Annotated in this window: 24 protein-coding genes; 13 read left to right on the forward strand and 11 right to left on the reverse strand. The window is 62.7% G+C overall.

Going from position 1 to position 20532, the window contains the following annotated elements; all coding sequences use genetic code 11:
• Positions 1-155: 155 nt before the first annotated feature.
• The 3 genes from X744_RS148325 to X744_RS148315 all read left to right on the forward strand — a co-directional run bounded on the left by X744_RS148325 (position 156) and on the right by X744_RS148315 (position 1168).
• A complete protein-coding gene (locus tag X744_RS148325) occupies positions 156-437 on the forward strand; it encodes a cupin domain-containing protein (protein ID WP_023761144.1) in 282 nt (93 codons plus the stop codon).
• Between the two features lie 72 nt (positions 438-509).
• Complete coding sequence (locus X744_RS148320) at positions 510-758, forward strand: hypothetical protein (protein WP_023761145.1); 249 nt, start codon at positions 510-512, stop codon at positions 756-758.
• A complete protein-coding gene (locus X744_RS148315; protein ID WP_023761146.1) occupies positions 755-1168 on the forward strand; it encodes a type II toxin-antitoxin system VapC family toxin in 414 nt (137 codons plus the stop codon). Before X744_RS148320 ends, X744_RS148315 begins: the two co-directional genes overlap by 4 nt.
• 34 nt (positions 1169-1202) lie before the next feature.
• Here the strand turns inward: X744_RS148315 and X744_RS148310 are convergent, their stop codons facing one another.
• The 6 genes from X744_RS148310 to X744_RS148285 form a co-directional block, all read right to left on the reverse strand.
• Complete coding sequence (locus tag X744_RS148310) at positions 1203-1622, reverse strand: VOC family protein (protein WP_023761147.1); 420 nt, start codon at positions 1620-1622, stop codon at positions 1203-1205.
• A 26-nt stretch (positions 1623-1648) separates the two neighbouring features.
• Positions 1649-2974, reverse strand: coding sequence for a folylpolyglutamate synthase/dihydrofolate synthase family protein (locus tag X744_RS148305; protein ID WP_023761148.1), 1326 nt, complete (start codon positions 2972-2974; stop codon positions 1649-1651).
• A gap of 62 nt (positions 2975-3036) precedes the next feature.
• The gene (gene accD, locus X744_RS148300; protein ID WP_023761149.1) at positions 3037-3963 is read right to left on the reverse strand and encodes an acetyl-CoA carboxylase, carboxyltransferase subunit beta; all 927 of its coding nucleotides are present in this window, start codon (positions 3961-3963) and stop codon (positions 3037-3039) included.
• 48 nt (positions 3964-4011) lie between these two features.
• Positions 4012-4851, reverse strand: a complete 840-nt coding sequence (gene trpA, locus X744_RS148295) for a tryptophan synthase subunit alpha (protein WP_023761150.1) — start codon at positions 4849-4851, stop codon at positions 4012-4014.
• A 2-nt stretch (positions 4852-4853) separates the two neighbouring features.
• On the reverse strand, positions 4854-6074 hold the full coding sequence (trpB, locus tag X744_RS148290; RefSeq protein ID WP_023761151.1) for a tryptophan synthase subunit beta: 1221 nt from the start codon (positions 6072-6074) through the stop codon (positions 4854-4856).
• Positions 6075-6152: 78 nt separating this feature from the next.
• Positions 6153-6812: a phosphoribosylanthranilate isomerase gene (locus X744_RS148285; protein WP_023761152.1), complete on the reverse strand. Its 660-nt coding sequence runs from the start codon at positions 6810-6812 to the stop codon at positions 6153-6155.
• Positions 6813-6916: 104 nt separating this feature from the next.
• Here X744_RS148285 and X744_RS148280 point away from each other — a divergent pair, with 104 nt between their 5' ends.
• Positions 6917-7135, forward strand: coding sequence for a hypothetical protein (locus X744_RS148280; RefSeq protein ID WP_023761153.1), 219 nt, complete (start codon positions 6917-6919; stop codon positions 7133-7135).
• A 303-nt stretch (positions 7136-7438) separates the two neighbouring features.
• Here X744_RS148280 and X744_RS148275 read toward each other — a convergent pair whose 3' ends face one another.
• From X744_RS148275 to X744_RS148260, 4 genes are all read right to left on the reverse strand, one after another.
• Positions 7439-8197 (reverse strand): M48 family metallopeptidase, encoded by a 759-nt coding sequence (locus tag X744_RS148275; protein ID WP_023761154.1) that lies wholly within the window; start codon positions 8195-8197, stop codon positions 7439-7441.
• 112 nt (positions 8198-8309) lie between these two features.
• Positions 8310-8789 carry a DUF2852 domain-containing protein gene (locus X744_RS148270; protein WP_023761155.1) on the reverse strand — a complete coding sequence of 160 codons (480 nt, stop codon included), beginning with the start codon at positions 8787-8789 and terminating at the stop codon, positions 8310-8312.
• Positions 8790-8864: 75 nt separating this feature from the next.
• On the reverse strand, positions 8865-10049 hold the full coding sequence (locus X744_RS148265; protein ID WP_023761156.1) for a benzoate/H(+) symporter BenE family transporter: 1185 nt from the start codon (positions 10047-10049) through the stop codon (positions 8865-8867).
• A gap of 4 nt (positions 10050-10053) precedes the next feature.
• Positions 10054-10842 carry an alpha/beta hydrolase gene (locus tag X744_RS148260; RefSeq protein ID WP_023761157.1) on the reverse strand — a complete coding sequence of 263 codons (789 nt, stop codon included), beginning with the start codon at positions 10840-10842 and terminating at the stop codon, positions 10054-10056.
• Positions 10843-11049: 207 nt separating this feature from the next.
• Between X744_RS148260 and infC the strand changes: the two genes are divergently transcribed.
• From infC to X744_RS148220, 8 genes are all read left to right on the forward strand, one after another.
• Positions 11050-11586 carry a translation initiation factor IF-3 gene (gene infC, locus X744_RS148255; protein ID WP_013528312.1) on the forward strand — a complete coding sequence of 179 codons (537 nt, stop codon included), beginning with the start codon at positions 11050-11052 and terminating at the stop codon, positions 11584-11586.
• 205 nt (positions 11587-11791) lie between these two features.
• Positions 11792-12418 carry an isoprenylcysteine carboxylmethyltransferase family protein gene (locus X744_RS148250; RefSeq protein ID WP_023761159.1) on the forward strand — a complete coding sequence of 209 codons (627 nt, stop codon included), beginning with the start codon at positions 11792-11794 and terminating at the stop codon, positions 12416-12418.
• 203 nt (positions 12419-12621) lie between these two features.
• Positions 12622-12825: a 50S ribosomal protein L35 gene (gene rpmI, locus X744_RS148245; RefSeq protein WP_006201248.1), complete on the forward strand. Its 204-nt coding sequence runs from the start codon at positions 12622-12624 to the stop codon at positions 12823-12825.
• Positions 12826-12970: 145 nt separating this feature from the next.
• Positions 12971-13372 (forward strand): 50S ribosomal protein L20, encoded by a 402-nt coding sequence (gene rplT, locus X744_RS148240; RefSeq protein WP_006201247.1) that lies wholly within the window; start codon positions 12971-12973, stop codon positions 13370-13372.
• A gap of 146 nt (positions 13373-13518) precedes the next feature.
• On the forward strand, positions 13519-14616 hold the full coding sequence (gene pheS, locus X744_RS148235) for a phenylalanine--tRNA ligase subunit alpha (protein WP_023761160.1): 1098 nt from the start codon (positions 13519-13521) through the stop codon (positions 14614-14616).
• Positions 14613-15035: a GFA family protein gene (locus X744_RS148230; RefSeq protein ID WP_023761161.1), complete on the forward strand. Its 423-nt coding sequence runs from the start codon at positions 14613-14615 to the stop codon at positions 15033-15035. The genes pheS and X744_RS148230 overlap by 4 nt, the downstream gene beginning before the upstream one ends.
• The gene (pheT, locus tag X744_RS148225; RefSeq protein WP_023761162.1) at positions 15032-17440 is read left to right on the forward strand and encodes a phenylalanine--tRNA ligase subunit beta; all 2409 of its coding nucleotides are present in this window, start codon (positions 15032-15034) and stop codon (positions 17438-17440) included. Before X744_RS148230 ends, pheT begins: the two co-directional genes overlap by 4 nt.
• Before the next feature lie 118 nt (positions 17441-17558).
• A complete protein-coding gene (locus X744_RS148220) occupies positions 17559-18161 on the forward strand; it encodes a nucleotidyltransferase family protein (RefSeq protein ID WP_023761163.1) in 603 nt (200 codons plus the stop codon).
• A gap of 274 nt (positions 18162-18435) precedes the next feature.
• Here X744_RS148220 and X744_RS148215 read toward each other — a convergent pair whose 3' ends face one another.
• Complete coding sequence (locus tag X744_RS148215; RefSeq protein WP_023761164.1) at positions 18436-19431, reverse strand: aldo/keto reductase; 996 nt, start codon at positions 19429-19431, stop codon at positions 18436-18438.
• Between the two features lie 96 nt (positions 19432-19527).
• Here X744_RS148215 and X744_RS148210 point away from each other — a divergent pair, with 96 nt between their 5' ends.
• Positions 19528-20418, forward strand: a complete 891-nt coding sequence (locus X744_RS148210; protein ID WP_023761165.1) for a LysR family transcriptional regulator — start codon at positions 19528-19530, stop codon at positions 20416-20418.
• The last annotated feature ends 114 nt before the right edge of the window (positions 20419-20532 follow it).

The raw sequence follows: 20532 nt of genomic DNA on the forward strand, positions 1-20532 counted from the left end.
GCGTCCTCGGACGCGCAAAGGACGCTGTAGCAGTTTGATTGGCGCATGATCCTTTCAGAAAATCGATTCCGATTTTCTGGGTCATGCGCTGCCACGCTCTGGCCCTCGCGTCCGGCCACTCCATGTCATCTGCTTGAGGGAGATAGGAGAACCCAATGACCGGATCCGCCAAGGCCACCGTCTTCATCGACAATGAACGCGTCATCGTCACCGAATACCGCTTCGCGCCGGGCGAGAACACCGGCTGGCACCGCCACGGCCACGACTATGTCGTCGTGCCGCTGATGGACGGCAAGGTAAAGCTGTTGACCAAGGACGGCGAATCCTTCGCCGAGATGAAGAAGGGCGCGCCCTATTTCCGCAAGGAGGGCGTCGAGCACGACGTCATCAACGCCAATGACGGTGAATACGCCTTCATCGAGATCGAGCTGAAGTGATGGACTGCCATCAGCTGCCATCTTGATGGCAGGAGCAAAAAAGGCTATATCTTTCTCAAAAGGGAGTTTGAAATGGCCGAACCCCAGCTTTCCGTCCGCAGCGCAAAAGCACGTGATCTTGCGCATCGACTCGCTCGTCGCGAAAACCGCTCAATAGCTGATATCGTCGAACGCGCGCTTGAATCCTATGAGATTCGGGAGGCCGGGCGAGAACCGGCATCCGCCTTCTACTCTCGCCTGACGGCAAGCGTTGGCGTCGACATCGATCTGGAAGAAATCATCCGGGAAAGCCGCAAGGTCCATACAGGGCCGGAGCTTTGATTTTCGTCGACACCAATGTGATTTCAGAGAGCCTTAGAAAGGCGCCTGACGTGGCTGTCATGGCTTGGCTGGTCCGCAACGATGCCGAACTGGCGCTTCCTACGGTGGCGATTGCCGAAATCGCTTTCGGCATCCAAAAGATACGACCTGACGAGCGTGCCGATCGCCTGGAGCAAGGTCTCTCCCAATGGCGCCATCGCTTTGCCGGTCGCATTTTTGGGCTGACGGAGGAGGCGGCTCTGGCTTATGGCGAGATTATGGGAACGGCGACGCGCCGTGGCCGGGGCATGTCGGCACCCGATGGCATGATTGCAGCGATAGTGCGCGTGAATGGCGGTCAGCTGGCAACGCGTAACCTGAACGACTTCGGCCCGGCCAACCTTGAGCTGATCTCACCTTGGGATTTCTAGGGCGTCTCACCGTTCACGGAAAAGGCGGAATGCTCTACCAGTCGGCGATGCGATCGCCGCCGACGAATTGCGCACTTTTTTCGGTATATTCGAACAGCTCGATCTTCACGCCGTTGGGATCGCGTATCCAGGCTTGAAACGTGTCGTCGCAGGCGTGCTTCTTATCCGTGACATCGACGCCTTTCGATTTGATATGGGCGATCGCCGCGTCGATGTTTTCAACCTCAAGGCAAAAGTGGTTGATCTGGTTGTGCTCGCTATAAGCAGTGCCGTCCTTCTGAAACACCTCGACATGGCTGCTGCCGCCGCAATTGAGGTAGAACCCGAAAATCTTGCCGTCGCGCAGGAAATTGAACTGGGTGTCGAGGCCGAGCACGTCGCGATAGAAGCTTCGCGTCGCTTCCAGGTCATGCGCGAAGATGCAGACATGGGCGAGCTGCCTGACCTTGATCATGACTGGCTCCTCTCGAAGGTCTGGCCTCAGGTCGGCGGCGTGCCGTTCTCGGCCAGCACCGCGCCAGCCAGGTACAATGAACCGCCGATCAGGATGCGCGGCGGCGGGCCGTCCCAGGTGTCGCGCAGCAGCATCAGCGCATTGGCAACCGAACTCACCGGCTCGGCCGTCAGTCCCGCTTCCGTCGCGCGGATCGCCAGTTCGTCGTTCGGCACGCCGGCCTCGCTGAGGCTCACCGGCACCGTGTAGACATGCCGGGCAAGGCCTTTGAAAGCCCGGAAATAGCCGCTCTGGTCCTTGGTGTTGATCATGCCGGAAATGAGCAAGAGCGGACGCGGGTTCTTTTCTTCCTGCTCGGCTAGCGCTTCGGCAACCACCATGCCGGCGCCCGGATTGTGGCCGCCGTCCAGCCAGATGTCGGCACCCTTCGGTGCCAGTTCCGCCAGCCGGCCCTGCGCCAGCTTCTGCATGCGGCCGGGCCAAGCGACATTGATCATCGCCTTTTCGGCGGCGCGATGGCTGATCTCGAAACCGGCCGCCTTGACCGCGGCGATCGCCGCCGCCGCATTGGCGAACTGGTGGCGCCCCGGCAGCCGTGGCGGCGGCAGGTCCATCAACCCGTCCTCGTCCTGGTAGACCATGCGGCCGTTTTCTTCATAGGCGAGGAAATCCTGGCCGTAGACGAAGGTCGGGCACTCAAGCCGATCGGCGGTTTCGATCAGCACCTGCAGTGCTGTCTCGCTTTCCTGTGCGCCGATGACCACCGGGCAGCCAGGCTTGATGATCCCGGCCTTTTCGGCGGCGATCAGTTCGACACGGTCGCCGAGATAGGCCTCGTGATCGAGCGACACCGGCATGATCACCGATACGGCCGGCTCCTTGACGACATTGGTGGCGTCGAAACGGCCGCCGAGCCCGACCTCGATGATGGCGGCATCGGCCTGGTGTTCGGAAAACAGGAGGAAGGTGACAGCGGTGAGGATCTCGAAGACGGTAATCGTCTCACCTTCGTTGGCCCTGGCGACGCGCGCTATGGCATCGGCGAACACCCTGTCCTCGACCAGCCTGCCGCCGCCATCGGCGGCCAGCCGGTAGCGCTCATGCCAATTGACCAGATGCGGCGAGGTGTGGACATGGACGCGGTAGTCCGCTGCCTCGAGCAGGGCGCGCGAAAACGCGGCGCACGAACCCTTGCCATTGGTGCCGGCGATGTGGATGACCGGCGGCAGCCGGTCCTGCGGGTTGTCAAGCCGCTCCAGCAGCCGCGAAATGCGGTCGAGCGAAAGGTCGAAGCCTTTCGGGTGAAGCGCCATCAGGGCTTCGATTTCGCGGTCGGCGGCAAGCGTCATCATGGAAGAATCCTATGCGGGCCGCAAAGCACGCGCAATCGTGGTTCGGGGCGCACGATGTCGCGTCAGGCGTGCGGTCGGGCTTCCGTCGGAATGGTAGCCGGCGGCAGGATTTCCGGCTCGATCGGCTTTTGCTCCTCCGGCAGCTTGAGCAGCATCCTGAGCAGGCGCGCGATGGTTTCGCGCAGTTCCAGCCGCGACACCACCATGTCGACCATGCCATGCTCCATCAGATATTCGGAGCGCTGGAAGCCATCTGGCAGCTTTTCGCGGATGGTCTGTTCGATCACGCGCGGTCCGGCAAAGCCGATCAGCGCGCCGGGCTCGGCGATGTGCACGTCGCCCAGCATGGCGTAGGAGGCAGTGACGCCGCCGGTGGTCGGGTTGGTCAAAACGACGATGTAGGGAAGACCGGCTTCCTTCAGCCTGTCGACGCCGACCGTGGTCCTCGGCAATTGCATGAGGGACAAAATACCTTCCTGCATGCGGGCACCGCCGGAGGCGGCAAACAGGATCAGCGGCCGCTTGCGCTGCAGGGCGACTTCAAAGCCATGCACGATGGCGTCGCCGGCGGCCATACCGAGCGAGCCGCCCATGAAGGCGAAGTCCTGCACCGTGACCACAACCGGCAGGCCCTCGACGGTCCCCAGCGCGTTGATGATCGCGTCTTCCAGGCCGGTCTTGGCCTTGGCGTCCTTCAGCCGGTCGACATAACGCTTCTCGTCGCGGAATTTCAGCGGGTCCTGCATGACCTTGGGGTTGTCCAGGGTCTCGTATTTGCCGTCGTCGAAGAAGAATTTCAGCCGCTCCTTGGCCGAGATCTTCATGTGATGACCTGACGAAGGGATGACGAACTGGTTGGATTCCAGATCCTTGTGGAACACCATCTCGCCGGTCTCCGGATCCTTGATCCAGAGATTCTCGGGCATGTCGGTGCGCCGGCCGAGCATCGAATTGATCTTCGGGCGAACGTAATTGGTGATCCAGTTCATCGCTTCGGCTCCTGTCCTGACGAAGAGTTGGGTAAAGAGGTAGGGAAACTATTCGGCGGCAGCAAGGCGGGCCGAGCGCACACCTTGCGCAAGACCGCTGACCAGCGTGGCCACGGCTTCGGCAGGGTCGGCGGTCTTCTCGCCTTTCGGCCCCAGGACATTGGCCACTGCATTGACGATCGCGGTGCCGACGACGACGCCGTCGGCATTGGCGCCGATCACGCGGGCCTGCTCGGCGGTCTTGACGCCGAAGCCGACGCAGACCGGCAGGCCGGTATGGCCCTTGATGCGCTTGACGGCCGCCGCCACCTTGCCGGTGTCGGCCAGCGCCGAGCCGGTGATGCCGGTCATCGATACGTAATAGACGAAGCCCGACGTGTTCTGCAGCACCTTGGGCAGGCGCTTGTCGTCGGTGGTCGGCGTCGCCAGCCGAATGAAATTGATACCGGCTTTCAGCGCCGGAATGCACAGTTCCTCATCCATCTCCGGCGGCAGGTCGACGACGATCAGCCCATCGATGCCGCTGGCAATAGCATCCGTGAGGAAGCGGTCGACGCCATAGATGTAGATCGGGTTGTAATAGCCCATCAGCACGATCGGTGTCTCGTTGTCGCCGGTCCGGAACTCCGCCGCCATCTTGAGTGTCTTGACCAGCGTCTGGCCGCCTTTCAGCGCCCTGAGGCCCGCGGCCTGGATCGCCGGGCCGTCGGCCATCGGATCGGAAAACGGCATGCCGAGCTCGATGATGTCGGCGCCTGCGCCAGGCAGTGCCTTCATGATCGACAGCGAGGTGTCGTAGTCCGGGTCGCCACCCATAAAATAGGTGACGAGGGCCGGGCGGCCTTCGGTCTTCAGCTTCGCCATGCGGCGATCGATGCGGGTCACCATGATCAGATCTCCATGCCCAGCATCGAGGCCACAGTATGCACGTCCTTGTCGCCACGGCCGGACAGGTTGACGATCACGATCTGGTCCTTGTTCATCGCAGGCACGATCTTCACCGCATGCGCGATGGCATGCGCCGATTCCAGCGCCGGGATGATGCCTTCGACCCGCGTCGTCAGCTTGAAGGCCTCCAGCGCTTCGTCATCGAGGATCGGCACATATTCGACGCGGCCTGAATCACGCAGCCAGGAATGCTCCGGGCCGACGCCGGGATAATCGAGACCGGCCGAGATCGAATGCCCGTCCATGATCTGGCCGTCGGCATTCTGCAGGAGATAGGTGCGGTTGCCGTGCAGCACGCCCGGTGCGCCGGCATTCATCGAGGCGCAATGCTCGATGCCGTCGAGGCCACGGCCGCCGGCCTCGATGCCAATAATGCGCACCTCCTTGTCGTCCAGGAAGGGATGGAACAGGCCGATGGCGTTCGAACCGCCGCCGACAGCGGCGATGATGGTGTCCGGCAGCCGGCCCTCCTGCTCGAGGATCTGCGCCCGCGCCTCGATGCCGATCACCGACTGGAAGTCGCGCACCAGTTCCGGATATGGATGCGGGCCTGCGGCGGTGCCGATCAGGTAGTAAGTATCCTCGACATTGGTGACCCAATCACGAAGGGCTTCGTTCATTGCGTCCTTAAGCGTGCCGTGGCCGGCGGTCACCGGCCGCACTTCGGCGCCGAGCAGCTTCATGCGGAAGACGTTGGGGCTTTGCCGGGCGACATCGGTGGCGCCCATGTAGACGACGCAGGGAAAGCCGAAGCGGGCCGCGACCGTCGCCGACGCCACGCCGTGCTGCCCGGCACCGGTCTCGGCGATGATGCGCTTCTTGCCCATGCGCTTGGCCAGCAGGATCTGGCCGAGACAATTGTTGATCTTGTGCGAGCCGGTGTGGTTCAGATCCTCGCGCTTGAAATAGACTTTCGCGCCGCCGAGATGGCGTGTCAGGCCTTCAGCGAAATAAAGCTTCGAGGGTCGCCCGGCATAGTGGGTCGAGAGGTCAGTCAGTTCAGCCCTGAAATCCGCATCGTTCTTGACCTCGTTCCAGTGCCGCTCCAGGTCGAGGATCAGCGGCATCAGCGTTTCGGCAACGAAACGACCGCCGAAAATGCCGAACATGCCCTTTTCGTCGGGCCCGGTGCGGAAGGAATTGGGTATCGCCGGCTTGTTCATCGCCGATCTCCTGGCATCTTGATTTCTTGAGCATGCTTGTCGGAAAACCGGTTCCCCGCATGCTCTGGATTGAACCGGTCAGGCGGCGCGGTTGTCGCGCGCTGCCCTGACGGCCCGGAAAAACTGCTCGATCAGCGCCGGATCCTTGACGCCCGGCGCACTTTCCACGCCTGAGGAAATGTCTATTCCGGGCGGATTGGCAAGCCGAAGGGCATCGCCGATATTGCCGGCGTTGAGCCCACCGGAAAGCATGTAATCGACGCCGGCGTCAAGGCCGGCGAGGATGCGCCAGTCGTAGACAACACCATTGCCCCCCGGCAGTTCGGAGCCTTTCGGCGGCTTGGCGTCGAACAGGAACCGGTCGGCGATGCCGACGAACGGCTTTATCCGTTCGAGATCCGCGGCCTCGCTGAGCGGCAGCGCCTTCATCACCGGCAGGCCATAGCGGGCTTTCATCTCGGTCACCCGCTCCGGCGTCTCCGCGCCATGCAGCTGCAGCATGTCGGGCTGCATCTTGGCAACGATTTCGTCCAGGAAGGTGTCGCCTGCATCGACGGTGACCGCAACCGCAATCGCCTTGCCACGCGCCGCCTCGCGCAGACGGCCAGCCTCGGCAGGTTCGACATAGCGTGGGCTTTTGGCAAAGAAAATAAAGCCGACATGGCTGGCGCCGCAGGCCAGCGCCGCGGCCATTGCCCCGTCGGTCTTCAAGCCGCAGATCTTGATGTCGAGTGCCATGCGCGGGAATTGGCATGAAAAGCGAAAAGAGTCGAGAAAAAGCATACTGTTTGCCGGCAACGCCAAAGGCGCTACCTATGGATGGACAAGGCGGGAGTACGATCATGACCGAGAGAACCGTTGCCGAACTCAGGCAGAAGATAACGCAGGCGCGCGAGGTCATTGCGCACCTGATGGACAAGGCCGCCTTCAACGGCGCCGAGGCGCACCGCGCGCTCGACTATTTCGGCAGCGATGCCTTCGACCGCAATTTTTTGCCGTGGCCGCATCACGGCGAAGAGGGGCTGCGTCCGGAGGAACTCAACGCGACGAATGACGATTGAATGTCGTCATCCTAGGGCGGAGCGACGCGAAGCGGAGCGCAGACCCTAGGATCCATGCCGTGACATCCTCCGAAAAATGCGACGGTGGAGAATGAATGCGTTCGTTTTGTTCTGGTGGATATCCGAGACCTGCACCGTTGCGGCGCTTGTGCGTCACGGCATGGATCCTAGGGTCTGCGCCGCGTCACTTCGCTCCTTGCTTCGCCCCAGGATGACGAAGTTGAGATGGCTCAGCCCATCTCCATCGTTTGCACCGTTGACAGCGGACAGCGGACAGCCCTTAAGGCCTCACTTCGCCCATCCCTATTCGAACGCAATCGCCTGAAGCGCGCCGCCATTGCGCTTCAGCCAGACCTTGCAGCGCTCGGTGTCCGGGCAAAGCTGCTCGCACAGCTTCCAGAATTTCGGACCGTGGTTCATCTCCTTGAGATGCGCGACTTCATGCGCGACGAGGTAATTGATCACCGGCGACGGCGCCATCATGATCCGCCAGGAGAAGGACAGATTGCCGTCGGAGGTGCAGGAGCCCCAGCGGCTCGACGTGTCCTTGAAGCGGACGGCCTTGGCGCGCTTGCCCAACGCCTGGGTGTGCTTGAGCACCAGCTTCTCGATGTCCTTCTTGGCCTCGCGCTTGAGAAAGTCGGTGATGCGGCGCGGCAGGTGTATGCGATCGCCGTGCACGATCAGCAGCGGCCCGCGCTCATCGCTCGACACCGTCACGGTCCCGCGCTTTGACGGCTCGTGGACGATGCGATGCGCCACGCCACGCACCGGAATCTTGATGCCGGGCCGCACCTGCGGCCGAGCCGGAACCTTGGCCAGCCGCTGTTCCAGCCAGTCCTGATGGCGGTCGAGGAATTTTTCCACCTCGCCCCGGCGCAAGCCCGGCGGCACCGTAATGCGCAGGCCACGGCCGCCGGAATCGATGCGCAGCGTCAGCCGTCGGGCGCGGTCGTTTTCGACGATCTTGAGTGGCAACGAGCGGCCGGCAACGACATGCTCGCGCTCTTCGACAGGCGCGGGCTTGGGCTTTGTCAAATTGCGGAAGAAGCCGAAGGACATGGCCGGACGATACGCGATTCGAGGAAAACGGATAGAATAAAGAATGGAACAAAAAAGAAACGGCGCCGCTCGTGCGACGCCGTTTTTTCACGATCTGACCAGTCGCTGGATGTCAGTCGTCAAGCAGGTTCGAACCCTTGCCGCGCTTGGTGGTCGTCCCGGTGCTCGGATCGGCCTTCGTCGGCGCCGTCGACTTGTTGCGGTTGGCCATGAAGCGGTCGAACTCGTCCTGGTCCTTGGCTCGGCGCAATTCGCGGGCGTAGTCGTCGAACTCGGTCAGCATCTCGTCGAGCTTGCGGCGTTCCTCAGCGAGGCGCTCAAGTTCCTTTTCGCGCCAGTCGTCAAAGGCGACGTTGCCGGTGCGGGCGGAGCCGTGACCCCAGCGCGCCGCCTTGTCGGAACCACGGCGGCAGCCGGCGAAGATGCCGTCGGTGGCCCGGTTGACGTCACGCTTCAAGCCGTCGAGGCGGTCGCCCCAGATGATGTAGGCGAGCATGGCGAAGCCGAGTGGCCAGAACACCATGAAACCGATCACCATCAACGCGATGGTTGCCGGCGTCCAAGCCGGGCGGATCAATGCAGATGTGTTCATTTTCTCCCATTCCTTCGGTTGGAGACAGCCAAGACCGGCTGTGTGGAATCGAAATGGGAAGAAGAAAACGGCGATTCAAGACAATATCCGCCAAAACCGGACAAGAGGCTGAAATGATTGTTGCTTTTTGAATGCTTCGAGGAAAAGCACGACCAATCCGGCGACAAGTCCCCAAAATGCCGCGCCGACGCCGAACAGCGTCAGTCCCGACGCGGTGACGGCGAAGGTGACGGTGGCAGGCATGCGTTCGCCTTCATCCTTCAAGGCGATCGACAAAGCATTGGCAAGCGGCGCCATCAGCGCGAGACCGGCCACCAGCACGATCAGGCTCTGCGGCAGGACGGCGAATATCGCCACCAGCGAAGCGCCGAAAATGGCGAAGATGAGATAGGCGAGCGCATAGAACGGACCGGTCTTCCAGCGCTCGGCGGGGTCCGGATGGACGTCAGGCCCGGTGCAGATCGCCGCCGAAATCGCCGCCAGATTGGTGGTCGAGCCGCCAAACGGCGCCGACAGCAGCGAAAACAGGCCGGTGACGCCGATCAGCGGCCCGGGCTCCGGGTGATAGCCGGCGGCGCGCAGCACGGCGAGGCCGGAGAGGTTCTGCGAAGCCATGGTGACGAGATAGAGCGGCAGTGCCAGGCCGATGATCGCGGCGGCGCTGAACTGCGGCGCGATCAGCGTCAGCGTCGACAGTTCCGGCGTCGGCAGGCCGCCGACGCGGCCGGTGAGAAATGCCGCGAGGCCGCCGCCGATCAGCACCACCAGCACCGACACCGCCGGATTGAACAGCCTGATGACGAAGAAGGCCGCGATCAGCGGCAGGATCAGCCAGGGATCGGCGGGGATGGCCTTGACTGCGTTGATGGCGAAGCTGACGAGGATGCCGGCCAGCATGCCGGATGCCACCGACGCCGGTATCCTGGCGATCAGCCGCGTCAGTGGTCCGAACAGGCCGGTGGCGATCAACAGGATGCCGGTGACGATGAAGGCGCCGACCGCCTCGTTCATCGAAAAGCCGCTCGACGCGGCGATCAGCGCCAGACCCGGCGTCGACCATGCGGTGATAACAGGCATTTTCGTGCGCCAGGACAGCCACAGGCACTCGATCGCCATCGCCAGGCAGATCGCCGTTACCCAGCTCGCCGTCTCGATCTGCGTCGCACCGACCGCCTTGGCGGCGGCAATGACGATGGCCAGCGTGCCGCCGAAACCGACGATCGCCGCGACGAAGGCGGATATCGGAATGGAAAGGCGCATCAGTTCAGTTTCCCCTCTGTGCCATCGCATCGACGGCCCGCACCAACATGTCGAGATCCTGCGGCCGCGACAGGCGGTGGTCGCCATCGGGGATCAGCGACAAGGTCACGTCGTCGGCCGGCAGCAGGCTGACCAGCTTCAGCGCGTGGCTTGCCGGCACGTCAGCATCGGCCAGCCCCTGCAGGATGTGCACCGGGCAATGCGTGTCGATCGGGCCCGTCATCACCCTGTTTTCGCGCCCGTCCTCGATCAGAGCGCGCGTATAGATGTAAGGCTCGGCGGAATAGTCCGACGGCTCCTCGAAGAAGCCTTTTTTGACGAGATCGCGCTTCTGCGCCTTGGTCAGCACCGGTTCGACCAGTTCGGTGGTAAAATCAGGCGCCGGCGCCAGCAGCACCAGGCCGGCGACGCTGCTGCCGCCCGCTTTGTGCAATTCCTGCACCATGCGCAGCGCTATCCAGGCGCCCATCGAGGAGCCGACCAGGATCTGCCGGCCCTTGGTGAAATGCCGGAACACGGCAAGGCTCTGCGCGAGCCATATCGAAATCGTGCCGTCGGCAAAGGCGCCGCCGGATTCGCCATGGCCGGAATAATCATGGCGTAGGAACGCGCGGCCTTCCCTTGCCGCCCAATCCGACAGCGTCTGCGCCTTCGTGCCCAGCATGTCCGACTTGTAGCCGCCAAGCCAGACGATGCCGGGCGCGGAGCCGGCACTATGGCGCACCGCGATGCGCGATCCCCCAACACCGGGAAAGATTGGGACATCGATAAAGATGGGGGGCGTGGCGTTCATGGCTTTTTCCTCAACGTCGGTCTTGTGGCACAGCCAGCGGCGAGGCGGAAAGTGCTCGCGATGTTTCTTTGTTTGGTGCAGGGCAGCGATCAGGGTGATTTTCTGTCAATGCTGTGCTATTGACTCCGCCCGCGCGCTCACCACATTGACGCGTCCACGCATCAACACTGACAAACCCTGAACGAAACGGCCAAGGAGACCACGACCATTCGCAGACCTTTCAAAGCAGCGGCGCCGACCAAGGATGGCCCGCGCTCCAACCGTGATATCCGGGTTCCCCGGGTCCAGCTTATCGACGCCGAAGGCCAGAACCGCGGCGATGTTTCCATCAACGACGCATTGCTGCTCGCCGAAGAGGCTGGGCTTGATCTCGTCGAGATATCGCCCAATGCGGTGCCCCCCGTCGTCAAGATTCTCGATCTCGGCAAGTTGAAATACGCCAACCAGAAGAAGGCGGCCGAGGCGCGCAAGAACCAGAAGGTCATCGAGATCAAGGAGATCAAGATGCGCCCGAACATCGACAGCCATGACTACGAGACCAAGATGAAGGCGGTTCGCCGCTTCTTCGAGGAAGGCGACAAGGTCAAGCTGACGCTGCGGTTCCGTGGCCGTGAGATGGCGCATATGGAACTCGGTATGCAGCTTTTGAACAAGGTCCGCGAGGAAGTGGCGACGATTGCCAAGGTCGAAGCGGAACCGAAGCTCGAAGGCCGGCAGATGATGATGGTGCTGTCGCCGCGCTAAGGTGTGCTGAACTATCAACACACCTCAGTCACGATGACGCGCTAACGCGCTTAAATCCGCCTGAATCACATCCCAAGGCGTCCCGGCGATCGGCGGGACGCCTGTTTTCTTTGGCCGAGGCTGCGATCGCCGGTTTTTTATGCATGTCACAAGACCGCGCCTTCGGGCGACATGCATCACGCTCTACGATGATCGGATTCCAAGGTTGGATAAAGAACTCAAATACGGGCTGGGCAATTACCAGCGTACGCGTCGGATGGTGCTTGCCGGGCTCGTGGCGGTGCTGTTCGCAGCGCTGCTGTTCGGCCAATCGACCTTTCCGCCCGACACGCCGGTGCATGAGTCGATCGAAATGTTCGGCGTGCTGCTGATTTTCCTCGGCATCGTCGGGCGCCTTTGGTCGACGCTCTACATAGGCGGACGCAAATCTTCCGAGGTGGTGACCGGCGGGCCTTACTCGATCACCCGCAACCCACTCTATGTCTTCTCGACCGTAGCCGCGGCCGGCGTCGGGGCGCAGATCGGCTCGTTCTCCGGCATCGCTCTCTTCGCGCTTCTGTGCGCGGGCGCCTTCCATATCGTCATCCTGCGCGAGGAGAAGTTCCTCAAGGAAGCGCTTCCCGCCACATATCAGGCCTATCTGGCGAGAGTGCCGCGCTTCTTCCCGAAGCTTTCCCTTTACCAGGAGGGTGATACCGGCAGCTTCAAGCCGCGCCTATTGTTGACCACGCTGCTCGACGGCCTGGTGTTCCTCGTCGCGCTGCCGGCCTTCGAACTGATCGACGGCGCCCAGCAGTCGGGCATGCTGCCGGTATTGTTCCGGCTGCCCTGACTCGACGACAGAGCCGCATCTCTACTGGTGTTGCACAGCCGCCGGCTTTGACGTATAGGACCGCCGTTCAAGAAAACCGCCCGGCAGGGCATGCCGTGGCGGTTTCATTTGCTTTTCGGGCTTTGGTCGGCCCGAAGCGAACAAGACAAGAGGCGTGGAGTGCCGGAGGCACGACAGGGACCTCATAGAAACGGAGTAGCAAAATGCCCAAGATGAAGACCAAGTCCGCCGCCAAAAAGCGGTTCAAGATCACAGGTACGGGTAAAGTTTTGTCGGCTGCGGCCGGCAAGCGTCACGGCATGATCAAGCGTTCCAACAAGTTCATTCGAAATGCCCGCGGCACGATGGTTCTGGCTGAACCGGATGGCAAGAAGGTCATCAAGAATTTTCTGCCGAACGGCCTCTAAGGCGCGATGCCAAAAAGTTGCAGACTTTTTGGATAACATCCCGCTCAAATAAGGCATTCGGTCCGGACACGCATTTGTTTTACGCAATTCCGAACGGAAAACCGCAAGGCACTTTTCCTGGAATTGCTTTTAAGGAGATCATGACATGGCACGCGTAAAGAGAGGCGTCACCTCGCACGCCAAGCACAAGAAGGTCCTGAAAGCCGCCAAGGGCTTCTATGGCCGCCGCAAGAACACCATCCGCATCGCCAAGCAGGCGGTGGAAAAGTCGCTGCAGTACGCTTACCGCGACCGCAAGAACCGCAAGCGCTCGTTCCGCGCGCTGTGGATCCAGCGCATCAACGCAGCGACCCACGAGCATGGCCTGACCTACGGCCGCTTCATCGACGGCCTCAACAAGGCCGGCATCGAGATCGATCGCAAGATCCTGTCGGACATGGCCATCCATGAGCCGCAGGCTTTCGCAGCCCTGGTCGCCAAAGCCAAGGTGGCGCTCGAATATCTGAAGAACACCACGCCGAACGCTTTTGAAAGCGCTGTCGCCTAAGACCAGCGCTTCCCAAGCATTCGCAATTCTGATTTGGGGAACCCGCGCTGGCACGGCTGGCGCGGGTTCTTTTTTGACCCTGATGTAACCAAAATGGTGACGACGAACCAAAATGGTGTCGGTCGCCCGATCGAGAGAGTTTCGCCGTGAACGACACAGCTGGAAATCTTGAAGCGCTGGAGGCCTCGCTGCTTGCCGACATCGCAGCGGCCTCCGACGAGGCCTCGATCGAGGCCGTGCGAGTCGCGGCTCTTGGCAAGAAGGGTTCGATCTCCGAGATGCTGAAGACGCTCGGCGCCATGACCGCCGAGGAGCGCCAGGTGAAGGGCCCGGCCATCAACGGCCTCAAGAACCGCGTCACCGATGCGCTGACGGCCCGCAAGGCTGAGCTCAGGGATGCGGCGATCACCGCGCGTCTCGCCGCCGAAAGGGTCGACGTGACGCTGCCGGTGCGGCAGTCGCCGGCCGAGCGCGGTCGCATCCATCCGATCAGCCAGGTCATCGACGAGATCGCGGCGATCTTCGGCGATCTCGGCTTCTCCATAGCCGAAGGTCCAGATATCGAGACCGACTACTACAATTTCACCGCGCTGAATTTCCCGGAAGGCCATCCGGCGCGCGAGATGCACGACACCTTCTTCTTCCAGCCGGACGAGAAGGGCGAGCGCAAGCTTTTGCGCACCCACACCTCGCCGGTGCAGATCCGCACGATGGAGACGAAGAAGCCGCCGATCCGCATCGTCATTCCTGGAAAAACTTATCGGCAGGATTCCGACGCTACCCACTCGCCGATGTTCCATCAGGTCGAGGGGCTGGTCATCGACAAGACGGCGAATGTCGCCAACATGAAGTGGGTGCTGGAGGAGTTCTGCAAGGCCTTCTTCGAGGTGCCGCAGGTCAAGATGCGCTTCCGGCCGTCCTTCTTCCCGTTCACCGAGCCGAGCCTCGAGGTCGACATCCAGTGCGACCGCTCGCGGCCCGGCGAAGTACGCTTCGGCGAAGGCTCCGATTGGATGGAGATCCTCGGCTGCGGCATGGTGCATCCCAACGTGCTGCGCCATGGCGGGCTCGATCCGGACGAATATCAGGGCTTTGCCTGGGGCATGGGCATCGACCGCATCGCCATGCTGAAATACGGCATGCCGGACCTGCGCGCCTTCTTCGACGCCGATGTCCGCTGGCTGTCGCATTACGGTTTCAGGCCGCTCGACATGCCGACCTTGTTCGGGGGCCTAAGCGCATGACAGCGCCGCACGCCGGCGGCTGCCGCTGCGGCGCTGTGCGGTTCGAGGCCACGGCCGAACCGCATCACGTCAGCTATTGCCACTGCGGCGATTGCCGGCGGGCGAGCGGCGCGCCGGTATCGGCCTTTGTCGGGTTCCTGGCCGGTCAGGTCGCGTTCACAGGCAAGGCGCTGAAGATGTTCGAGAACGGCCCGGTGACGCGCTCGTTCTGCGGCGTCTGCGGCTCGCCCATCGCCTATGTCGACGAGCGGCTGGAGGACGACATCTATTTCATGCTCGGCGCCATGGACGCACCAGCCAATTTCGAGCCGACGCTGCATGCCTATGTCAGCGAGCAGCTTGCCTTCCTGCATATGTCTGACGACCTGCCGAGACATCTGAAAACAAGCGTCAAAAGACCAGACGGAACAGTCCAATGAAATTCACCCTCTCCTGGCTCAAGGATCATCTCGAGACCGACGCCACGCTCGGCGAGATCGTCGAGCGGCTGACCTCGATCGGCCTCGAAGTCGAGCATGTCGACGACAAGTCGAGCCTGAAACCCTTCGTCATCGCCAAGGTGCTGACGGCGGTTCAGCACCCCGATGCCGACCGGCTGCGCGTGCTGACCGTGGATACGGGCGATGGCAGGCCACCCGTGCAAGTGGTGTGCGGCGCGCCTAACGCCCGCGCGGGTCTGATCGGCGCCTTTGCCGCGCCCGGCACCTATGTCCCCGGCATCGACGTGACGCTGACGGTCGGCAAGATCAGGGGCGTCGAAAGCCATGGCATGATGTGTTCTGAGCGCGAGCTGGAACTGTCGGACGAGCACGACGGCATCATCGACCTGCCCCAGGATGCGCCTGTCGGCACCAGCTTCGCGGCCTATGCGCATCTCGACGATCCGGTCATCGAGATCAACCTGACGCCGAACCGGCCTGACGCCACCAGCGTCTACGGCATCGCCAGGGATCTGGCGGCGAGTGGACTTGGCCGTCTCGTCGGCGGCGCGATCATGCCGCATGTCGGCAACGGCATGTGCCCGGTCAAGGTGACGATCATAGCGCCGGAGCTCTGCCCCGGCTTCGCGCTGCGGCTGGTCAAGGGCGTCAAGAACGGCCCGTCGCCGAAATGGCTGCAGCAGCGGCTGATCGCCATTGGTCTGAGGCCCATCAGCGCGCTGGTCGACATCACCAACTACGTCACCTTCGATCGCGGCCGCCCGCTGCATGTGTTCGATGCCAGCAAGGTCTCAGGCAATCTCACCGTGCGCCGTGCGCGCGATGGCGAAAAGGTACAGGCGCTCGACGGCCGTGAATACACGCTGACGCCGGAGATGTGCGTCATATCAGATGAAGACGGCGTCGAGTCGATCGCCGGCATCATGGGCGGCGAGCATTCGGGCTGCGACGAGAACACCACGGACGTACTGATCGAATCGGCCCTTTGGGACCCGATTACCACCGCGCGCACCGGCCGCACGCTCGGCATCATCACCGACGCGCGCTATCGCTTCGAGCGCGGCGTCGATCCCGAGTTCATGGTGCCCGGCGTCGAGCTGGCGACCAGATTGGTGCTCGATTTCTGCGGCGGCACGCCGACGGAGATCGAAGTGGCAGGCTATGCCGGCCACACACCAAGGATCGTCTCCTTCCCGCTCTCGGAAGTGAAGCGGCTGACCGGCATCGAAGTGCCAACATCGGAGAGTCGCCATATCCTGTCGCGCCTTGGCTTCAGGCCTGAGGGCTCGGGCGACGTCATCGATGTGGCGGTGCCGTCCTGGCGTCCCGATGTCGACGGCAAGGCCGATCTGGTCGAGGAGGTGATGCGTATCCACGGCGTCGACAACATCGCCCCGCAGCCGCTCGGCGCGCATGACGCGGTCAACGCGAGAATACTCACCACGCTGCAGGTCCGCACCCGTACGGCCAAGCGCGCGCTTGCCGTACGCGGCATGATGGAAGCCGTCACCTGGTCGTTCATTCCGGCCAAACACGCCGAATTGTTCGGCGGCGGCCAGACCGCGCTGAAGCTCGCCAACCCGATCGCCGCCGACATGTCCGACATGCGGCCCTCGCTGCTGCCGGGGCTGATCTCCGCCGCCCAGCGCAACGCCGACAGGGGCATTGGCGACGTGGCGCTGTTCGAAGTTTCGGGCACCTATGAAGGCGACGGCGCCGACCAGCAGCGGCGCGTGGCCGCCGGCGTGCGCCGCGGTACCGCCAAGCTCGACGGCTCCGGCCGCAACTGGGCCGGCAATTCCGGCCCGGTCGGCGTGTTCGACGCCAAGGCCGACGCTATCGCCGCGCTCGAAGCCTGCGGTGCGCCGGTCGAGCGGCTGCAGATCGAGGCAGGCGGACCGGGCTGGTATCATCCCGGCCGTTCCGGCACGATCAAGCTCGGCCCGAAAACCGTGCTCGGCACCTTCGGTGAATTTCACCCGAAGACGCTTGAGGGCCTCGACGCTTCCGGGCCACTCTGCGGCTTCGAAGTGTTCGTCGATGCCGTGCCCGAGCCGAAGGCCAAGCCGACGAAGACCAAGCCGAAGCTCGAGCTCTCCGCCTTCCAGATGGTCAAGCGCGACTTCGCTTTCGTCGTCGACAAGACCCTCGAGGCCGGCACGCTGGTGCGCGCAGCGCTCGCCGCCGACAAGAAGCTGATATCAGGCGTTTCGGTCTTCGATATTTTCGAAGGGGCATCGCTCGGAGCGGGCAAGAAGTCGATCGCCATCGAAGTATCGATCCAACCGGTCGAGAAGACGTTGACCGACGAGGATTTCGAGGCATTGGCCAAGCGCATCGTCGATAATGTCGGCAAGCAGACCGGCGGCGTTCTGCGCGGCTAGAGCAATTCTGGGAAAACTGCGTAACGATTTTCCCGGTAAAAACGCATAGCGCTTTCCCTTGGGAATTGCGCAGGAGCCAAGACTTGCGGGCAGGTGGCGAATCGCCGTCCAAAGGGCGATGGACCATCTGCGCTATTCCGGCCTTCCTTTCGAAACGCAACGCATGGCGTTTCTTGAGATCGTCTCGGCCGATCCGCTTGTTCGCGAAGCGCTGACGCATGCCCGCGCGCTTGGTCTTGCCGACTGGCTGGTCGTCTCCGGCGCGCTCTACAACTCTGTCTGGAACCATCTGACCGGCAAGCCGCCGGGCTATGGCATCAAAGATGTCGACCTGTTCTATTTCGATGACAGCGACCTGTCCTACGAGGCGGAGGACGCGGTGATCCGCCGCGCGGCGGTGCATTTTGATGGACTGGCGCTGCCGGTCGAGGTGCGCAACCAGGCGCGGGTGCATCTGTGGTATCCCCTAAAATTCGGGCAACCCTGCCCGCGCTACACGAGCTCCAGCGAATCCGTCAGCTATTTCGCCTCTAAGACCCACGCGGTCGGCGTGCGATACGACGCGGACGGGCAGCTCGATCTCGTTGCGCCGTTCGGGCTCGACGACATCTTTTCGTTCCGCATCGTGCCGAACCGGGTGATGGACAATCAGCGCACGCACGAGGTGAAGGGCAAGCGTGCGAAGGAGAACTGGCCGGAGATTTCAGTGGTGCCGTGGTAGAAGTGCCGGAATAAGAAAATGTCGGCGCGAGGCACCCCCCTCTGGCCTGCCGGCCATCTCCCCCGCAAGGAGGGAGATTGGCAGCTTCGGCCTTGTCGCTCCTCCTGCAACCTTGGCGATTGGCGAAAGCAGCAACGGCATCCGATCTCCCCCCTTGCGGGGGAGATGTCCGGCAGGACAGAGGGGGGTGTTTCGCGCTGACTTCTCGCAACCTTCGCTGTCACGTTCGCATGAAAAAGGGGCGCCGAAGCGCCCCCTCCAACGGTGACCTGACTCACCCATTCACCAGCGCCAACAGCTCCTCGGTGTAGCGCTTGCCAACGACCTTGTCCGGCGACAGCGCATCGCCTATGGCCGCTACCTCGGCAGCGCTCAGCTCGATCTCTGCTGCAGCCGTGTTCTGTTCAAGATGGCGGATCTTGCGCGCGCCGGGGATCGGCACGATGAAGTCGCCCTGGTGCAGCACCCAGGCCAGCGCCAGCTGTGCCGTGGTCACGCCCTTTTCAGCCGCCATCTTTTCCAGCGTGGCGATGACGGCGGCGTTGGCCGCCATGGCATCGGCCTGGAAGCGCGGCAGGCCACGGCGCCAGTCGTCGTCGCTCAGCGCCTCGGGCTTGGCGATGGTACCGGTGAGCAGGCCGCGGCCGAGCGGGCTGTAAGGGACAAAGCCGATGCCGAGTTCGCGGCAGACGGCGAACACCTCGTCTTCCGGGTCGCGGCTCCACAGTGAATATTCGCTCTGCACGGCTGATATCGGATGCACGGCATGCGCCCGGCGGATAGTCGCGGCACTCGCCTCCGACAGGCCGAGCGCGCGCACCTTGCCTTCGCGCACCAGTTCGGCCATGGCGCCGACCGTATCCTCGATCGGCACGTTGGGGTCGACGCGATGCTGGTAGTAAAGGTCGATGACGTCGGTGCCCAATCGCTTCAGCGACGCCTCGGCAACGGCCTTGACGTGGTCGGGACGGCTGTCGACGCCGGCCATGCGATCGATGCCGGTGCCTTCTTCCAGGATCTTGAAGCCGAACTTGGTCGCGATTGTCACCTTGTTGCGCACCGACTTCAGCGCCTTGCCGAGCAGGATCTCGTTCTCGAAGGGGCCGTAGACTTCCGCCGTGTCGAAGAAGTTGACGCCGATCTCGACGGCGCGGTGCAGGGTGGTGATCGCGTCGGCTTCCGCCTGGCCGCCATAGGCGAAGCTCATGCCCATGCAGCCGAGGCCGACCGGATAGACGTTCAATTCAGTTCCTAGCTTGCGGGTTTGCATCACGCGTCTCCTTGTTGTGATGCCTGGAAGATAGCGCCTTGCTTTGCGTTCGATAATACGTTAATGTGTGTACGGGTTGTTCTAAAAAGTAGATCAATGAACCGAGCACATCTTTCACAGCTGGCAGTGCTGGCAACCGTTGCCCAATGCGGCAGCTTTCGCGGCGCGGCCAAGGAATTGGCAATCGCGCCGTCGGCGGTAAGTCACGCCGTGTCCAGCCTGGAAACACGGCTAGGCGTACGCCTGTTGGCGCGCAGCACGCGCAGCGTCGCGCCGACGGAAGAAGGCGCGCAGTTGCTGGAGCGATTGCGCCCAGCTCTTTCGGAGATCGACCTGGCGCTGGAGACGGCGATCGAAGCGCGCGATCGGCCTGCCGGCAATCTGCGGCTCAGCGTACCCCGCACGGCAGCGCATCTGGTGCTGACGCCACGGCTTGGTGCTTTTGCTGCGGCCTATCCCGATATCGTGCTGGAGATCGCCATCGAGGACCGCTTCACCGATGTCGTCGAAGGCGGCTTCGATGCCGGCGTTCGGCTCGGCGAGAGTCTGCAACGTGACATGATCGCGGTGCGGATCGGGCCGGACATTCGCGGCGCGGTGGTGGGCGCCCCATCCTATTTCGAGGTCATGCCCAGACCGCGCCACCCGCGCGACCTTGCCGACCATCGCTGCCTCCGCTTCCGCTTCTCCAGCGGCATCCTTTACCGCTGGGAGTTCGAGAGAAATGGCGAGGTGATCGAGATCGCCACGCAGGGGCCACTGATCCTCGATGAGGATCGGCTCATCGCGCAAGCAGCGGTCGATGGCGCCGGGCTTGCCTTCGTCTTCGAGGACTATGTGCGGGCACCGCTTGCCGACGGCCGGCTGATCCGCGTGCTGGAGGACTGGTGCCCGCCCTTCGACGGGTTCTTCGTCTACTACCCCAGTCGCCGCCAGATGCGCCCGGCGCTGCGCGCCTTCGTCGATTTCTTCAAGGTGAGCGGGTAGGCGGCGCTTTACCCTGCCCTTGTGGCCATGGTGGGCGATGAGCCAGCACTGCACATTGGCTTTTCTTCCGATATCGGGCAAACCTCGTGGCCTGTAAATCGTGATGGAGAAGCC

Source organism: Mesorhizobium sp. LNHC252B00 (assembly GCF_000502955.1).
Taxonomy (GTDB): domain Bacteria; phylum Pseudomonadota; class Alphaproteobacteria; order Rhizobiales; family Rhizobiaceae; genus Mesorhizobium.

Bases quoted from the DNA above. Each gene is read 5' to 3' on its own strand.
- X744_RS148305 (WP_023761148.1), bottom strand. From the start codon at position 2,974: ATGATGACGCTTGCCGCCGACCGCGAAATCGAAGCCCTGATGGCGCTT.
- pheT (WP_023761162.1), top strand. From the start codon at position 15,032: ATGAAATTCACCCTCTCCTGGCTCAAGGATCATCTCGAGACCGACGCC.
- trpB (WP_023761151.1), bottom strand. From the start codon at position 6,074: ATGAACAAGCCGGCGATACCCAATTCCTTCCGCACCGGGCCCGACGAA.
- X744_RS148325 (WP_023761144.1), top strand. From the start codon at position 156: ATGACCGGATCCGCCAAGGCCACCGTCTTCATCGACAATGAACGCGTC.
- X744_RS148260 (WP_023761157.1), bottom strand. From the start codon at position 10,842: ATGAACGCCACGCCCCCCATCTTTATCGATGTCCCAATCTTTCCCGGT.
- X744_RS148220 (WP_023761163.1), top strand. From the start codon at position 17,559: ATGGACCATCTGCGCTATTCCGGCCTTCCTTTCGAAACGCAACGCATG.
- rpmI (WP_006201248.1), top strand. From the start codon at position 12,622: ATGCCCAAGATGAAGACCAAGTCCGCCGCCAAAAAGCGGTTCAAGATC.
- X744_RS148275 (WP_023761154.1), bottom strand. From the start codon at position 8,197: ATGTCCTTCGGCTTCTTCCGCAATTTGACAAAGCCCAAGCCCGCGCCT.
- X744_RS148270 (WP_023761155.1), bottom strand. From the start codon at position 8,789: ATGAACACATCTGCATTGATCCGCCCGGCTTGGACGCCGGCAACCATC.
- X744_RS148285 (WP_023761152.1), bottom strand. From the start codon at position 6,812: ATGGCACTCGACATCAAGATCTGCGGCTTGAAGACCGACGGGGCAATG.
- X744_RS148230 (WP_023761161.1), top strand. From the start codon at position 14,613: ATGACAGCGCCGCACGCCGGCGGCTGCCGCTGCGGCGCTGTGCGGTTC.
- X744_RS148310 (WP_023761147.1), bottom strand. From the start codon at position 1,622: ATGATCAAGGTCAGGCAGCTCGCCCATGTCTGCATCTTCGCGCATGAC.
- X744_RS148280 (WP_023761153.1), top strand. From the start codon at position 6,917: ATGACCGAGAGAACCGTTGCCGAACTCAGGCAGAAGATAACGCAGGCG.
- X744_RS148265 (WP_023761156.1), bottom strand. From the start codon at position 10,049: ATGCGCCTTTCCATTCCGATATCCGCCTTCGTCGCGGCGATCGTCGGT.
- X744_RS148210 (WP_023761165.1), top strand. From the start codon at position 19,528: ATGAACCGAGCACATCTTTCACAGCTGGCAGTGCTGGCAACCGTTGCC.
- trpA (WP_023761150.1), bottom strand. From the start codon at position 4,851: ATGGTGACCCGCATCGATCGCCGCATGGCGAAGCTGAAGACCGAAGGC.
- X744_RS148215 (WP_023761164.1), bottom strand. From the start codon at position 19,431: ATGCAAACCCGCAAGCTAGGAACTGAATTGAACGTCTATCCGGTCGGC.
- accD (WP_023761149.1), bottom strand. From the start codon at position 3,963: ATGAACTGGATCACCAATTACGTTCGCCCGAAGATCAATTCGATGCTC.
- rplT (WP_006201247.1), top strand. From the start codon at position 12,971: ATGGCACGCGTAAAGAGAGGCGTCACCTCGCACGCCAAGCACAAGAAG.
- X744_RS148320 (WP_023761145.1), top strand. From the start codon at position 510: ATGGCCGAACCCCAGCTTTCCGTCCGCAGCGCAAAAGCACGTGATCTT.